The 14,628-nt window shown below is 63.1% G+C and carries 10 protein-coding genes; 3 read left to right on the top strand and 7 right to left on the bottom strand.

Translation table 11 applies throughout. The features are described 5' to 3' along the window. A partial coding sequence (locus tag D0T11_RS18285; RefSeq protein WP_147374720.1) for a phosphatase PAP2 family protein occupies positions 1-414 on the top strand: 414 nt, incomplete at its 5' end. An 81-nt stretch (positions 415-495) separates the two neighbouring features. On the opposite strand, the gene D0T11_RS18280 is transcribed toward D0T11_RS18285, so the two are convergent. The 3 genes from D0T11_RS18280 to D0T11_RS18270 all read right to left on the bottom strand — a co-directional run bounded on the left by D0T11_RS18280 (position 496) and on the right by D0T11_RS18270 (position 4,486). Continuing rightward, positions 496-2,823 carry a GAF domain-containing protein gene (locus D0T11_RS18280; RefSeq protein ID WP_119657252.1) on the bottom strand — a complete coding sequence of 776 codons (2,328 nt, stop codon included), beginning with the start codon at positions 2,821-2,823 and terminating at the stop codon, positions 496-498. Between the two features lie 100 nt (positions 2,824-2,923). Continuing rightward, positions 2,924-3,484: a hypothetical protein gene (locus tag D0T11_RS18275; RefSeq protein ID WP_119657251.1), complete on the bottom strand. Its 561-nt coding sequence runs from the start codon at positions 3,482-3,484 to the stop codon at positions 2,924-2,926. A gap of 111 nt (positions 3,485-3,595) precedes the next feature. Next, positions 3,596-4,486 carry a T9SS type A sorting domain-containing protein gene (locus D0T11_RS18270; RefSeq protein ID WP_119657250.1) on the bottom strand — a complete coding sequence of 297 codons (891 nt, stop codon included), beginning with the start codon at positions 4,484-4,486 and terminating at the stop codon, positions 3,596-3,598. A 215-nt stretch (positions 4,487-4,701) separates the two neighbouring features. Here D0T11_RS18270 and D0T11_RS18265 point away from each other — a divergent pair, with 215 nt between their 5' ends. Next, a complete protein-coding gene (locus D0T11_RS18265; RefSeq protein WP_119657249.1) occupies positions 4,702-6,054 on the top strand; it encodes a D-alanyl-D-alanine carboxypeptidase/D-alanyl-D-alanine-endopeptidase in 1,353 nt (450 codons plus the stop codon). A gap of 30 nt (positions 6,055-6,084) precedes the next feature. Here D0T11_RS18265 and D0T11_RS18260 read toward each other — a convergent pair whose 3' ends face one another. Then, positions 6,085-7,323 (bottom strand): serine hydrolase domain-containing protein, encoded by a 1,239-nt coding sequence (locus D0T11_RS18260; protein ID WP_119657248.1) that lies wholly within the window; start codon positions 7,321-7,323, stop codon positions 6,085-6,087. A 377-nt stretch (positions 7,324-7,700) separates the two neighbouring features. Here D0T11_RS18260 and D0T11_RS18255 point away from each other — a divergent pair, with 377 nt between their 5' ends. Continuing rightward, positions 7,701-8,390 (top strand): hypothetical protein, encoded by a 690-nt coding sequence (locus tag D0T11_RS18255; RefSeq protein ID WP_119657247.1) that lies wholly within the window; start codon positions 7,701-7,703, stop codon positions 8,388-8,390. A 278-nt stretch (positions 8,391-8,668) separates the two neighbouring features. Here the strand turns inward: D0T11_RS18255 and D0T11_RS18250 are convergent, their stop codons facing one another. The 3 genes from D0T11_RS18250 to D0T11_RS18240 form a co-directional block, all read right to left on the bottom strand. Continuing rightward, positions 8,669-9,160 (bottom strand): hypothetical protein, encoded by a 492-nt coding sequence (locus D0T11_RS18250; RefSeq protein ID WP_147374719.1) that lies wholly within the window; start codon positions 9,158-9,160, stop codon positions 8,669-8,671. Between the two features lie 31 nt (positions 9,161-9,191). After that, positions 9,192-11,375: a peptidase domain-containing ABC transporter gene (locus D0T11_RS18245; protein ID WP_119657245.1), complete on the bottom strand. Its 2,184-nt coding sequence runs from the start codon at positions 11,373-11,375 to the stop codon at positions 9,192-9,194. Between the two features lie 82 nt (positions 11,376-11,457). Further along, positions 11,458-14,619, bottom strand: coding sequence for a lantibiotic dehydratase (locus tag D0T11_RS18240; protein WP_119657244.1), 3,162 nt, complete (start codon positions 14,617-14,619; stop codon positions 11,458-11,460). Positions 14,620-14,628 lie beyond the last annotated feature (9 nt).

Genomic DNA, 14,628 nt, shown 5'->3' with positions numbered 1-14,628 from the left:
GAGGTGTTTTGGGCAGTAGCAGGTTCCTCACTGCTCAACCAGGTGCTCAAAACGTATTTCCACCGCCTGCGGCCCCAGTCGGCCCTGTTTCAGCAGGCCGGCCTGAGCTTCCCGAGCGGCCACGCCATGATCGGGCTGGCCCTCTACGGCTGCCTGGCCTGGATTCTGTGGCGCCACCGCCACCACCCGGCCTGGGCAGCTCTGCTGCTGCTCTTCGCTCTGCTCATTGGCCTCACCCGCGTATACCTGCACGTGCACTACGCCACCGACGTGCTGGCCGGCTTCGCCGGTGCGCTGCTCTGGCTGATTTTGTTGCGGGGGATGTTTCAATTAAAAATTAAAAGTGAAAAATTAAAAATTGGCCGTTCGGCTGTTATTCCGACGAAGGAGAAGAAACGTGACCCAAATCATTGAGCTAATTTCGTTCAACGATTTTATTCAGATTCCTTCTTCGTGGGAATGACAGCCGAACGGCCAATTTTTCACTTTTAATTTTTAACTCAATTTCACCTTCACCCGCAACGCCAGCAGGCCTTTGGCGCCCTGGAGTTCTTCGAGTTCGAGCTCCTCGATGTCGTCTTCGAGCAGGCCGCGGTCTTGGAGGTAGTCGAGGTATTCGAGGTATTCATCGGCCTCGCGCTGCTGGGAGTAGACGAGGGCCAGGTAGCCGGGCTGGGTGAGCCGCTCGCCGGTGCCCAGTACGGTGGCCTTGTCGATGCGCTTCTTGATGATTTCGTAGCGGATGTTGTAGGCCCCGTCCACGTCGAACTGGCGCTCATCCTGGCGGAAGCGGATGCTCAGGGGCTGGCTGTGGATGAGGATGAGCTGGGTGGTTTCGAGCGGCACGGGCAGCGTATCGCGCAAAGCCACCGTGCGGCGCGTGATTTCGACCATCGTCAGCAGCTGCCAGAGGCGCAGGTTTTTGAGAAACACCAGGTCGAAGGGCTTGTCTTCGACCAGCGCCGCGCCCACGTAGATGTTGTGCTCCACGCCGTCGGTTTTGAAGCGCTGGAAGTAATGCGGAAACATGGCCTGGGCCTTGGCGTCCTCCTCGTCGAGGTAGTTGGCCACGGCATCGTTGAGCAGGGTGGTGCTCTGCTCGAAGGCCTTACGGCGCTTGTAGAGGATGCCCAGCTCGGTATCGATCTGGGCCCAGTACTGGGCGATGACGGGGCGCAGCTCCTGCGTATTCTGGCCCAGGTACTCGAAGAGCGGCTCCATCTCGGTGCGCAACGATTCGAGGATGTTCACCTCGTCGCCGCTCACGATGCCCTGGCGCAGGCGGCGCAGGTTCTTGCTCACGTAAAACTTGAGCTCGTCGAGGATGGGCAGCTGCTGAAACTCCGAGGCCTTTTTGAGCACTTTGCCGGCCAGCGTGAGGTGCTCCACCAAATCGCCCTGGATGGCCTCGTTGCGGGCCATGCTGCTGCCCCGGATGTCGCTGGAGCCGTGCAGCGGGTACACGTCGTGGAACACGATGTCCTCCATTTCGGCCTGGCGGTTGCCGTCTTCGTGCTGCTGGAGCAGGTTCTGGGCCGCATCCGTAAAGCGCCACTCCATGGTGGGGTGAATGGCCGTGAACTTCTCCTTCACAATGGCCTGCACCCGGGTCTGGATGTCTTCGGCGTTGCGCTTGACGGCCACCGCGAACAGGGGCAGAAACTGGTTCACGTTTTCGAGGCTGAACTCGTTGAGGTCGCCCACGTTGGGCGAGCCCAGCTCCAGCAAGCCCACCGTATCGTCGCCGTAGGGCAGCAGGGCCAGGATGGCCGAGCGGATGCCCAGGCCCAGAATCTGCGCGCGCAGGTCTTCCGGAATGTCGGCCTGCTCCACGTCTTCGAGCACCAGGGGGCGGCGGTCGGCCCAGAGGCGGCCGTAAATCTGGCGGAAGCCGGAGCCGGCGTCGGGGGTGTGGAGCTGCTTAGTGAGGAAGCTGTGGTTGATCTTGCGGCCGAAATCCACAAAAGCCCGCTTCTTCTCATCGTAGGCGGCAATGCCGAGCTGCAAAAACGGCTTGCCGAACAGCACCCGCAGCTTTTCCTGAATCTGCTCCAGCCGGTCGGAGGCCTGCAGCACGTCGCGCTCCAGCAAATCATACTTGAGCTCGGAGAGAATTTCCTGCTCCGTCACATCCACCAGGTGCAGGATGTTGAAGCCCTCAAGCTCGAAATGGTGGGGCGGCAGCTGCTCCAGCCACAAGTCGGCGCGCTGGGGGTTGCGGCTCAGGAACTCCAGCTGCTCGGGGCTGAGCGCGGGCTTTTCGCCGACGACCTTCACTTCCAGGAACGTGGAGTTGAACTCCACCCCGTAGTGGCGGTAGAGGCCGATACTGTAATCGGGCACCGTGAAAATAATGCTTCCCTGCAAGGGCAGCCGCACCCCGTACACCTTCTCCAGAATGAGCTGGTAGGCCATGCGGGTGGTGTAGAGCTCCAGCTGCGGCATGGTGATGTTGAGCGGCTGCTTGATGATATGCTGGGCATTGAGCACGACCTCGGCGAAGCGGGGCGTGTAGTAGAAGCTCTGGCGCTGAAACGGGGCCACGGCCCCCACGATGTCGGTGGGGAAGGAGGCGGGCGGAAATACGGCCAGCATGAGCGTTTCCACCAGGTCGCAGTTGCACTCCAGCAGGGCCAGGTCGGTGATGGGACCCCGGACCCAGTCGGCGGCGGCCACCTGCGCGCCCACCGAGCGCGAGAGCAGGGCAATGCCCTCATTCAAGGACTCTTCGCCGGCCTTCCAGTAGGCAATCAGGGGCTCCAGGCTGAGCGTGGTGCGGAAGGGAAAGGTGGGGGAAACGGCGGGAGTAGCTTCTGGCAACATAAGGGCAAACGGTCAGGGCTCAGGGCCGGTCGGAACCGACCGTGCAGGTTCCGGGCTATACGGCGCAACGGGGGAGGGCGGACGTGTTCGACGGCGGAGCTTACCGCCGCTGCACGTCCAGCAGGCCCAGTTGATTGCGCTTCTCCTGGTCGGTGAGGTCGGTGGGGGTGGGGCTCCCGTTCACGTACACCTGTTTGTTGGTGTTGTCGAAGCAGGTGCAGCAGCCATCGGCCCGGTACACGGTTGTCAGCTCCACTTTATCGATGTAGTAATCAAACGTATGCCGCTTGGCCAGGCGGGTTTTGGCCAGGTAGAGCTGGTAGCGGTACTGATCGAGCTTGCGGTTGCCGGCCTGGGTGAAGGGCGTGGTATTGTTGAGGATGACGGGCTGGCTGAGCGCCCGGGCCTGGGTGCGCCCGATTTGCACGGTGTCGGCCTTGGGGCGCTGGGCCGTATCGAGCGGCACCCGGATCAGGAACACGGTGTCAATTTCGGCTGCTTTGAAACCGGCCGGCGTGGTGCCCAGCGTGTCGGTGCTGAAGCGCAGGCCGATGGCATCGGTGTAGGCGTCGTTGCACTCGCAGGCCGTAGAGCCGCAGCAGGCCGCCAGCAGCAGCGAAGTCAGGGGAAAGCAAAACCAGGTGAGAAAGGAGCGCAGCATAGGGCGTAAAGATAGCAGGCCGGGGGCGGGCCGCCCACAAAAAAGCGGACCCGCACCGGCGGGTCCGCTTGCGTAACGCCCGGCCCGGCCCATTAGTGGGCCGGGCGGCGGTTACTCTTTCACGAAGCGCCGGGTTTCGGCCCCGGCGCGAGTCATGATTTTGAAGAAGTAAGTACCCGCCGGCAGGTCGGCCACGTCTACGGCCAGCGTGTGCGGGCCTTTGTCCTGCTGGCCGTTCTGGGCTACCGTGCGCAGGGTGTTGCCCCGGCTGTCGAGCACCTCCACGGTTACGGGGCCGGCTTTGGTTACCTCGTAGGCCAGCTGGGTGGTGGCGGTGGCGGGGTTGGGGTACACCCGGCTCTGGGCGCGCACTGTGGGGGCCGGGGCGATGGGGTCGAGCAGCAGGAAGGCGGTGGGCCGCAGCAGCCGCCCGATCGGGCCGCCGCGCCGCTGGTGCCGGCCCGCGTGGGCGGCCGTTTCCGCCGGTCCGCCGGCCCGCCCGATGATGGCGTGCAGGTCGGCAGTCCATTTCTGCTGCCGGGGCTCAAGGACGGCAGTCAGGCGACTGATGTTGGGGGCGTATTGCTGGGCCAGCTCCCGCACGCTGGCCAGAATGCCCTTGGTTTCGGTGCGCAGCTGCCGCACCTGCTGCTGCTGGGCCTCAGTGAGCGTGGGGCGGGAGCCGGTGGGCGGGGCCGGCGTTCCGGCCGCCGCCCGCCACGACTGGCGCAGGGCCTGGCCTTTGTCGCGGATTTCGCGCAGCTGGCTGCGGTAGATGGCGAGCTGGGCGCGGTCGGCGGCGGTGAGCTGGGTTTCCAGCTGCTGACGTTGCTGGCGCACGGCGGGCAGCACCTGCTCCCGCACATAGGCCCGGGCCTCGTGGTGGGCGGTCCGGCCGCTGGCCGTGGTGGGAGCGGGAGTGGTCGTTTGGGCCAGGCTGGCCGGGGCGGCGGCCAGGAGCAGGGCCGCCAATAGCAGGGCGGGGAAGGAGAAGGTTTTCATAAGCGGGAAGTGCGAAAAAGTGGGGCAGCCAAGGGCCGATGTGCAGCGGGATAGAAGCTTCGCGGGGGGGCAGGGTTTAATGGGGGCCGAGAAAAAATGCGGGGGGCACGGGCCGGGCCGTTGCCAGCGACGGGGGCGAAACCAGACGGGATGCCCGACTGCCGGCGCGAAAAAAGCGCGTCAATCCGCCCGCTATTGCCCAACTTGCGGCCAGTATGCCTGCTGTTTCAATCCGCCGCCTTGCCCTCGGGCTGGCCCTGTTGCCCTTCCTGCTGGCCGCCCAGCCTTCCGCCCCCGCCGCGCCGCCGCGCCCGGCCCCCAACCCCGTCTGGCTGGAGCAGCAGCTGCGCGAGTCGGTGGTGCTGCGCCAGCATCAGGTGGGCGTGAGCGTGGTAGACGTGGAAACCGGCCAGCAGCTGTTCGGCCTCAACGAGGCGCGCTACTTCACGCCCGCCAGCACGATGAAGCTGCTCAGCCTGTACGCCGGCCTGACGCTGCTGCCCGACTCGCTGCCCAGCCTGCACTACGTGCTGCGGCCCGATACGCTGCTGTTCTGGGGCACCGGCGACCCGACGCTGCTCCACGGCGACGTGCCTTCGCGCCGGGCCTATGAATTCCTGAAAAACCGGCCCGAAAAGCTGTTCTACGCCCAGGTGCCCGCCCCGCCCGCCTTCGGTCCCGGCTGGAGCTGGGACGACTACGGCTACTACTTCCAGCCCGAGCGCGGCCCGCTGCCCATCTACGGCAACACGGTGCGCTTCTACGGCGGGACGGGCGCGCCCCGGGTGCTGCCGGCCTTTTTCCGCCCCCTCACCTTTCCTACGCCTGCCGGCCTGCCCAACCCGGCCCACGACCACGTGCGCCGCCCGCCCGAGGAAAACCGGTTTCTGGTGTTTCCGGCCGCCCGCAGCTGGGTGGATGAGGTACCGTTCCGGACCAGTCCCGGCCTGCTGCTCCAGCTGCTCCAGGACACGCTGCGGCGTCCGGTGCTGCTGGCCGGCCCGCTCCGCCTCACCGCCCGCGACTCGGTGCGCACCCTGCGCGGCCTGCCCGCCGATTCGCTCTACCGCCGCATGATCCGGGTGAGCGACAATTTCCTGGCCGAGCAGCTGCTGCTCATGTGCTCCTCGGCCCTGGGGGCCGATTCCCTGAGCCCGGCCCGCGCTATCCGGGCCATGCGGGGCAACTACCTGCGCACGCTGCCCGACGCGCCGGTGTGGGTGGATGGCTCGGGCCTCTCGCGCCTCAACCTGCTCACGCCCCGCAGCCTTACCGCCGTGCTGCTGCTGCTGCACCAGCGCGTGCCCGAGCCCCGGCTACTGAGTCTGCTGGCGGCCGGGGGTGGGCCGGGCACGCTGCGCCGGGCCTATGTGGGCGGCAAAACCGGTCCCTGGCTCTGGGGCAAAACGGGCACCCTCACCAACACCCACAACCTGGCCGGCTACCTGCGCACCCGCTCGGGCCGGCTGGTGGCCTTCAGCTTCTTCAACAACGGCTACGTGGTGCCCACCAGCGACATCCGCCGCGAAATGGAACGGGTGCTTACGCTGGTGCGCGACCGGCTATAAGGGCGCGTTGCCTGCGCCCAACGCCGCCTCTCAGCCGCCTACCCGGTGCTGGTACTTTTCCAGCGTGTTCCAGATCTGGTACATCGTCGCTTCGCTCGGGCGGTCGTCGTAGCTGGTATTCAGGAGCAGGATGCGGCCGATGCCCGATGTAGGGTCGAAAAACAGCAGCGCCACCACGCCCGGGTCGCCGCCGGTATGGCCAATGAAGCCGGTGTAGCCGAAGCCCATCAGAATGCCCACGTTATAGGATTCGCTGAATGGGTTGCGCTCGTTGCGGTCCTCGAAGTTGCCGGCCGCCAGCTGGGGCCGGAACAACTCGCGGTAGCTGGCTGGCCCCAACACGGTGCCCCGGCCCTGGTAGCCCCGGATGAGCTCGTGCAGGTACTTGCTCAGGTCGGCAACGGACGAGATGAAACCGCCGTCGGGGTAGGTGGTGGTGGCGTAGTAGGGCAGGGGTACGGTCGTGGAGCCATAGAGGCGGGAGTAGCGGGCGAAATCAATCTGGCGGAAGCTCCAGCCCGAATCCCGCAGGCGCAACGGCCGCAGCAGGTACCGCTTGGTAAAGGCCGGGAACGGCTGGCCGCAGGCCCGCTCCACCACGTAGGCCGCCAGCGAGGCCCCCACGTTGGAGTATTCGTACAGCTCCCCGGGCCGGCGCGCCGAAAAACCCTTTGGCTGGTACCACTTGCCCTCCGGGGTGAGGCTGTTGCGCAGAAACTCCGGCAGGCTCACGGCCGAATCGGCGGGGATAAACGTCTGCGTGGCATCGAAAGTCATCGGCAGGCCCGCGAGCGGCAGGCCAGGCCTGAGGTAGTAGTTCTTGCTCAGGTAAAAGTCGTTGTCGCGGATGCCGGAGGTGTGGGTAGCCAGGTGGCGGAGCGTAATCGGCACATCGGGAAAGGCCGGGTTGCGGACTTTAAAGGGCAGATACTGGTCGATGGGGTCGTCGAGGTGGAGCTTGCCCAGTTCCTGGGCTTTGAGCAGGGCCAGGCCCACGATGGTTTTGGAAACCGAGGCGATGTACTGCACCGTGTGGAGGTCGTAGGGTTTGCCGGCCTGCGCATCAGCAAAGCCCACGCCCTGCTGGTACAAAACCCCTTTCCCGCTCACGATAGCCACCCCGAACCCGTTGAAATGCCCCTGCACGCGCAGCGCCTCCAACTCGGCCGTCAGCGAATCCTGGGCGGCCCGGTGCCGGGCCGGCTGGGCCACGCTTTGCGTGAAGAAGCCGCCAATAAGATAGAGGAAGGAAGTAAATAGAATTTTCATCAGTCAGTAGATGTAGCGGTTCCGCGAATGGTGAACCCGGTCGGATGTAGAGACGCATCCTTGCGTCTCGTCGTTGAACGAGGCCAGCTGGACGGCGCGGACGACGAGACGCAAAGATGCGTCTCTACAGTTCGGATTGACGGTTCGCGAAACCGCTATAGAAGGAATAAACCGGGCTACCGGCCGGCATGAGGAGCAAAGAACGGTTTCTGTGAGGACAGTTCGCCCACTTATCATCGGCAACCCGGCACCAATCAACGGCCCGGCGTTAGGGCCTTCCCAAAGTCATGCTGCAAGAACTGATGCACTGCACAAAATAAGGGGTATGGCTTAGCTGTCCTGCCCTTCGGTTGCGCCCGCCCGGATACCTTGCGGCCATGAAGATGCTCCCTGCTCAACTGGCCGCCGGCCTGCTGACCCTGGCCGCCTGCCACGCCGCCCCCGAAACGCCCGCCACTACTCCCGAAGCCGCCCTGGCTGCTCCCGCGTCGGGTGCTACGGTTACGGTAGCTCCGGCGGTGGCGGCCTCCACTGCGCGGACCGCCGCCGCCGGGGCTACCGTAACGGATTCATTGGCCGCCGTGCGGCCCTTCGTGCCGGCCGGCTACCAAATGCTCGACGTGGCCACCGGCGACCTGAACCGCGACGCCTACCCCGACAAGCTCCTGGCCCTCGATACCATCCTGGTGGACTCCCTGCGCCGCGAAAGCGAAGCCCGCCGCCCCCTGCTGCTGCTCACCGGCCAGCCCGATGGCACCTTCCGCCTGGCCGCCCGCAACGATAACGCGGTGATGTGCAGTAGCTGCGGCGGCATGATGGGCGACCCATACCGGCAACTCGTTATCAAAAACGGCTACTTTTTGGTCGAGCACTACGGCGGCGCGGGCTGGCGCTGGACGCGCATTTTTACTTTCAAGTACGACCCCACCGCCCGCCGCTGGTTCCTGCACCGCGCCGGCGGCGAGAGTTTCCACAGCTCCGACCCGGAAAAGGCGAAAACCTACGTCGAAACCGCCCGCGATTTTGGCCGGGTGCCCCTCGAGAGCTTCAAAGGCGACGTGGGCTGAAATAAGGACGAGTAGTGTAGGGTATTTTTTGATTGCTCCGATAATACCCTACACTATTTTCTGGTAGGTGGTCAACAGCGCGCAGGACTTTTTAGGCTTGTTGCCTGATGCTACCCGATGCTACCCGATGCTACCCGATGCTACCCGATGCTACCCGATGCGGCGCGCGCTTGGCGGCAATAAAGCGGTAGCGGCCCCTGCCTTAAGCGTGGGCAAGAGCCGACGCTTAAGGCAGGCTGCCGTTGGTCCAGGTGCATTGGTGCGAATGGTAGGGGCGCTTAAAAATGCACTACCTGCTCAAAAATCGTCTCATCGGCCACGGTAACGCGCGCGCGCGCCATGCTGGCCGGCTCTACGGGCAGCAACTGCCCGTAAGTGCTGCGATACCCCTCGTTTAGCCGGACGGGTACCACCGCTTGGCCAGTGCCGTCGACGGTGGGCATGGCGGTCACCTGCCCCGTGAGCGCGCCAAATTTTTCGCTAGGAAAGGCATAGAGGCTAATGATAACGCGCTGGCCGGGCCGAATACGGCGGCCGTCGGCGGCCGACACCACCACGTGGGTAGTAGGCCCCACCACGGCCTTGCCGCTGAGGGTGTTGGGGTAGGGGATCAGGCTGCCTAGCAACAGGCTGCTGGTTAGCGTGCCCAGTAGCAGGATATTGCCCCAGCGTACCAGCCAGGTCGGCGGCATATTAATAATGCGTTGTACTTCGGCGCTCAACGCGGGCTGTTGGGACTGGGTTGGGGCGGTAGCGGGAGAAACAGTCATAGGAGTGGAGTACGGAGTTTATCGACGGGCGCTACTCGCCCAATTCCAGTTGATTCTTGACCAGGTTGAAGTACACGCCGCGGCTCTGGATGAGCTGAGTATGGTCGCCGACTTCCACGATCTGGCCTTTTTCCAGCACGATAATCTGGTCGGCGTTTTTTACCGTGCTCAGGCGGTGGGCAATCACAACGACCGTTTTCTGCCGGAAATAGGTGCTCAGGTTTTCGCTGATGATGCGCTCATTTTTCGCGTCCAGAGCGCTGGTGGCCTCGTCGAAGAACAGGAACTCGGGGTTCTTATACACGGCGCGGGCAATGAGGATGCGCTGCTTCTGCCCGGTGCTCAGCCCCATGCCGTTCTGCCCGATGCGGGTGTTGAAGCGCAGGGGCAGCGCCTCAATGTAGTCGTGGATATTGGCTACCTGCACCGCGTGCTGCACGCGCGTCAGGTCCACATCCTCTTCCTCCTCGCGCACGGCGATGTTGTTGACGATGGTGTCATTGAAAATGTAGCCCTCCTGCATTACGGCACCACACTTATCCCGCCAGTTGCTATGGCCCAGGTCCGTCAGCGGCTGATCGGCTACCGTGATGCGGCCCGCGCTGGGCTCGTAGAAGCGTAGCAGCAGCTTGAGCAGGGTGGTTTTGCCGCTGCCACTGGCTCCCACGATGGCCGTAACTTTCTGGTGCGGAATGACCAGGTTGATGTCCTGTAGCGAGGGCTCCGAGCCGCTGTCGTACTGGAACGTGAGCCCTTGGACGCGTAGGTCGCCGGCCGGTACAACGGGCAACGTGGCCATGGGCACTTCCTCGTCGTCTTTGCGGTAAATTTCGTTGATGCGCCCGATGCTTAGCCGCGCGTCCTGCCAGGACTTGATGAACTCTACGATCTGTAGGATAGGGCCGTTCAGCTGCCCCACGATGTAGGAGATGGAGAGCATTACCCCGAGCGTGAGCTGGCCCGTGAGCACCAGCTTAACGGCCAGGAAAGTGATCAGGATGTTTTTTAGCTCGTTGATGAGTGAAGCTCCGCCCGTTTGTACCTGGCTGAGGCGCAAACTGTCCAGGCCGGTTTGAAATAGCTTGGCCTGCAACGATTCCCACTGCCAGCGCTTGCGCTGCTCGGCATTGTGCAGCTTGATTTCCTGCATACCGTGGATCATTTCCAGGTTTTTCTCGTGCTGCTGCGAATGGTGGGCGAAGCGCTTGAAGTCCAGCGTAGCCCGGCGGCCCATAAAGATGAGCACCCACATGAAATACACCACGCTGAAGACCAGGAACACCAGAAAAATCAGCGGATTGTAGATCAGCAGCACCACGCCGAACACGAGCAGACTGATGGCGGAAAACACCGCGTTGAGTGTGCCAGAGGTCAGAAACAGCTCCACGCGCTGGTGGTCCCCGATGCGCTGTAGAATGTCGCCGGTCATCTTCACGTCGAAGTAGCCCAGGGGCAGCTTCATCAGTTTGATGAAGAAGTCGGAAAGCAGATTGATGCTGATCCGGCTACTGAGGTGGATCAGGATCTGGCCCCGAAGTAACTCGGCCGCCGTACGCCCCAAAAACAGCAGCAGCTGGGCCAGCAGAATCAGGTGGATAAAGCTCGGGTTGTACTGCTGAATGCCGATATCGACCAAGCTCTGCGTCAGAAACGGGAAAATGAGTTGCAGTAAGCTGCCCACTACCAGCCCAACGAAGAGCTGTAGCAACAGGCTCTTGTATTTCAGCAGGTACTTGGAGATGAAGCGCAGGCCCTCCTTGTTCTCGTCCACGTCGGACTCGGCTTCCGCGAAGGCCGGCGTAGTATCCAGGGTGAGAACCACGCCCTCGTCGCCCTTCACGGCCCAGTGTTTCAGAAACTCCTCGCGGCTGTAAGTAAGCAGCCCGTGCGCCGGGTCCGATACGTACACCTTATCCTTCCTGACCTTGTAGACGATAACGAAGTGGCGCTGCCGCCAGAAAGCAATGCAGGGAAACGGTGCCTTCTCGGCCAGCGTGTCGAACTCAATCCGGATGCCCTGCGTCTGAAAGCCCACTTGCCGGGCCGCCTCGCTGAGGCCGCGCAAGCTGGAGCCGGTGCGGGTAGTATTGGAGAGTTTTCGGAAGTGTTCGAGCGAAAACAGCTTCCCGTAGTGCTTGCTGATGATGCGCAGGCAGGTGGGGCCGCAATCCATCTCGTCGTATTGCGGGTAGTGCGGAAAGGTGCTAAACAACATAGAAACGAGAATTAACAGATGACGAGGTAGCTAAAACAGCTACTTGATTGGCCCCGTGCCGGGCGCGGACGGGCGGACCGGACTAGGCCGGCACGGTCTGCTGGGCGAGTAAGGACGTGTAGTGCTTGCGCAGGAAGCCGTAGAGCACCAGCTCGTAAACGCGCTGCTGGGTGCGGAACAGCCGGTTCACGTGCATGTGCACCAGGCTGTCGAGATAGGAGAGAATGCTCTGGCCATCCACGGTGTGCAACTGGGCCGCGTCGGCGCTCAGGCAGTCGTTGCGCTCCTGCACGAGGCGGGCCACGTCGGCGGCCAGCGCCGGGTGGTGGGTGCCGGCCAGGAAGCCAACGATGGTGGCCCGCTGGTCGCGGTACTTTTTGTCCAAGATGCGCGCCGATATACCGGTGGCGTTAAACTCTTGGGTGAAGCGCGTTTGCATGGTTTCGGCGAAGCCCTTGCGGGCCGCCAGATCGAGGCCGAACAGGTCGAAGTACCCGTCGATGGAGGCCAGGCAGGCCAGCCACCGGGTTTCTTCGCTGGTTTCGCGCGAGAGGCGCTGCAACAAGCGCACGCACAGGCGGCTGTCGTGGAAAAAGATGTTCTCCACCGGCTCAATCTTGTCGAAGCCGTAGCGCTCGAGCTCCCGCTGGTACGTATCCACGGCCACCTTCCACACTATTTGCTGCTCCTTCAGGCGTTCCAGCAGCGGATGCAGCACGTTAAACACCTCGTCGTAGCGGCGGGCGTCCACCAGGTGCAGGCGCAGGCGCACGTGAAATTTCGGGTCGTAGTAACGAATGAAGAACCACTTGTCGATGATGCCGGCGGCGTACAGCTGCTCCAGCTGCCAGCCCACCCGCTGGATCAACTGATCGGCGTTTTTGAAGCCGGTGTAGAGGTTGAAATACAGCCACTCGCTGCCGGGCAGGTATTCGCGCTTGACGGGCGCGGCCAGCAGCGGCTGGCGGAAGCCCGGTACCTGCGCGGCTTCGCGATGGAAGAAAAACAGGGTTTCGTTGTTGAAGGCGGCGGCTTGCCCGTTGGTTACCAAGGGGCGCAGCTCCGTAAAGAGCACCTCGTTGAGCATCACCTGGTACATGTCCTTCACTTCGTCGACGAAAGTCTGCAACAGCAGCAGGTTGTCCGACTTGATGATGAGTTCATTATCGCCTTTGGCGATGGAGAACGTGGCCGGCAGGCCGTGTTGCTGGGCGAAGGTGGCGAAGGCAGCCGGCAGCTGGGCATCGGTAGCCCGCAGTACGGGGGCCAGCTCCTGCTGCGTGAATACCCACGAGGCACGCTTCAGGATAACGTTGCCGTAGGTGATGCGCGGCACGTATCGGAACAGCTTGCGGAGCGGTTCCACCTCCAGCATCATACCCGCCATCCCGTGCAGCTCCTGCATGTCGCAGAGGAAATGGTAGAGCGGCAGGCTCTTGCCGTTGCCATAGTAGTGGGCGTTAGTCAGGTAGGGCAGCACCTCGCGCTGGTGGCGCTGCGAAAATAGCACCAGGCGGTTGTCGCGGATGCACAGCATCAGGTCCTGGATTGGCAACTGGTACTCGGTATCCACGGCGCTGCCGGCCAGGTACGGAATTTCGTAGCGGCGCAGGGCCGGCCGCTGGAGCACATTGCCCAGGCGGGCTTCCGGCAGGTGGGTGATTTCGGCCACTAGCTTATCGGGGTGGGCCGCTTCTTCCACGGCGGCCACTTCCTGCATCAGGGCATTCATGTCGGCATCCTGGTGGCCAAAACGGCCCAGCCAACTGGCCGCGGTCGGGCCGGTTACCCCTTGCAGGTAAACCACTGGCTGCCCGGCGGCGTCCTGGTAAAGCGAGGTCATGGCCGAGTAGGTGGTCGTCAGCCGTTTTCCGGTGAAAGGGTAGGGGGCCAGGTCGGCGTCGGTCAGGTTTATTACCGGGGACTGTTGGCGCTGGGCGTCGAGCAGTTTGGGCAACCAAAAGTCGGTGTGCAGGCTGCTGAGGGTGGTTTTCTCGTCCGCGGCTTTGGCCGAGTCAAAGCGCAACCCACCAATCAACTCCGAAATATCGGAGCGCGGGTCGTCCAGAAAATTGCCATAGCCAATGCCCGACTCGATGTCCAGGGCTTCCACCAGCGGCACCACGCGGGCGTCGTAGCGTTCCTCGAAGGCCTTCCTGAATTTGTCTATCCGCGGATTGGACTGGCTGGCGGCCAGGCGCGAGAGCACCTCGGCCCCTTTCTTTACCTGCTCGGCCACTGCCCCATCGATCTGCCCCTGCGCGAAGGTGGTAGTCAGGTCCGTTTGCAGCAGCGAGCTTTCCTCGAAGGGGTGCTCGAATTCGGTGGCCAGGGCTTTGAGCTGCTGATAGCCCTCCATCTTGCCCGCAATAGGCTCGGTGTCCGCTGCCTGGGCGTTGTGCCGGAGCTGCCCCAGGTAGGTTAGCAGGTTGGCAATGGCGGCCTGATGGGCCGGCTCGGCAACGGCCGCGTGCTGCAACTCGGTAAGTACGGCCAGGGCCTGTTCTTCCAGCACCGCGCCGGTGGTACCCAGTTCCAGGTTGCTCACCAGAATTTGCGCTTCAATCAACCGCTCCACGAAGCCAGTCACCTCATCCGCCGTCACGTCGGCATCGGCCAGGCTCAGGGCCATGTCCGAAATCCTCAGGCCCTGCGGTGCCTCACGCAGCAAAGCCAGCAACCGGTCGATGTAAGTATGCTGGCCGATGGACACCAGCTGGTATTTGCGCCTGGTGCCACGGTAGCTGTGCTCCACGTAACGGTACGCATCGCCGAGCTGGTAGAGGGAAGTATTGGCGGTATAGTGCAGATAAGGCCGTATCCAGGGCTCGGAACTGAGTTGGCTGGTGAGCGAAAACAGGTACTGGCTGTCGAGACGGGTGTGCTGCTGGTACTGCTCGGGCGCGGCCAGCTCCAGGGCCGAAGCGCCGGGCTGCACATCGACCACGGCGCAGCCCGCGAACAGGCCGAAAGGCGTGCAGCGCGTGGACAGGCGGTTGACATACTTGGCCAGGGTGAGGCGGAGCTTTCGGGCCTTTTTATTGTCTTCCAGCAGCTCCCCAGGTTCCAGGCTGCGCACGGCATAATACAGCTGCGGCGAGGCCAGGTATAGCCCACTCAAAAAAGTTTCGTCGCGCACTAACGCGGCAAGCGCGGTTTGGTCGTCGGCGAAAAACTGCTGATAGTAATCGAGCGAGTACAGCGGCACGCGCACCACGGCTTTATCGAAGTAGGTATTTTTCATGGGAAGCGT

The sequence above is a fragment of the Hymenobacter rubripertinctus genome (assembly GCF_003583925.1).
Classification (GTDB): domain Bacteria; phylum Bacteroidota; class Bacteroidia; order Cytophagales; family Hymenobacteraceae; genus Hymenobacter; species Hymenobacter rubripertinctus.
This window is presented reverse-complemented; position numbering and strand designations above follow the sequence as displayed.

Coding starts and splice junctions, on each gene's coding strand:
- D0T11_RS18265 (WP_119657249.1), top strand. CDS start 4,702: ATGCCTGCTGTTTCAATCCGCCGCCTTGCCCTCGGGCTGGCCCTGTTG.
- D0T11_RS18255 (WP_119657247.1), top strand. CDS start 7,701: ATGAAGATGCTCCCTGCTCAACTGGCCGCCGGCCTGCTGACCCTGGCC.
- D0T11_RS18240 (WP_119657244.1), bottom strand. CDS start 14,619: ATGAAAAATACCTACTTCGATAAAGCCGTGGTGCGCGTGCCGCTGTAC.
- D0T11_RS18245 (WP_119657245.1), bottom strand. CDS start 11,375: ATGTTGTTTAGCACCTTTCCGCACTACCCGCAATACGACGAGATGGAT.
- D0T11_RS18270 (WP_119657250.1), bottom strand. CDS start 4,486: ATGAAAACCTTCTCCTTCCCCGCCCTGCTATTGGCGGCCCTGCTCCTG.
- D0T11_RS18280 (WP_119657252.1), bottom strand. CDS start 2,823: ATGTTGCCAGAAGCTACTCCCGCCGTTTCCCCCACCTTTCCCTTCCGC.
- D0T11_RS18260 (WP_119657248.1), bottom strand. CDS start 7,323: ATGAAAATTCTATTTACTTCCTTCCTCTATCTTATTGGCGGCTTCTTC.
- D0T11_RS18250 (WP_147374719.1), bottom strand. CDS start 9,160: ATGACTGTTTCTCCCGCTACCGCCCCAACCCAGTCCCAACAGCCCGCG.
- D0T11_RS18275 (WP_119657251.1), bottom strand. CDS start 3,484: ATGCTGCGCTCCTTTCTCACCTGGTTTTGCTTTCCCCTGACTTCGCTG.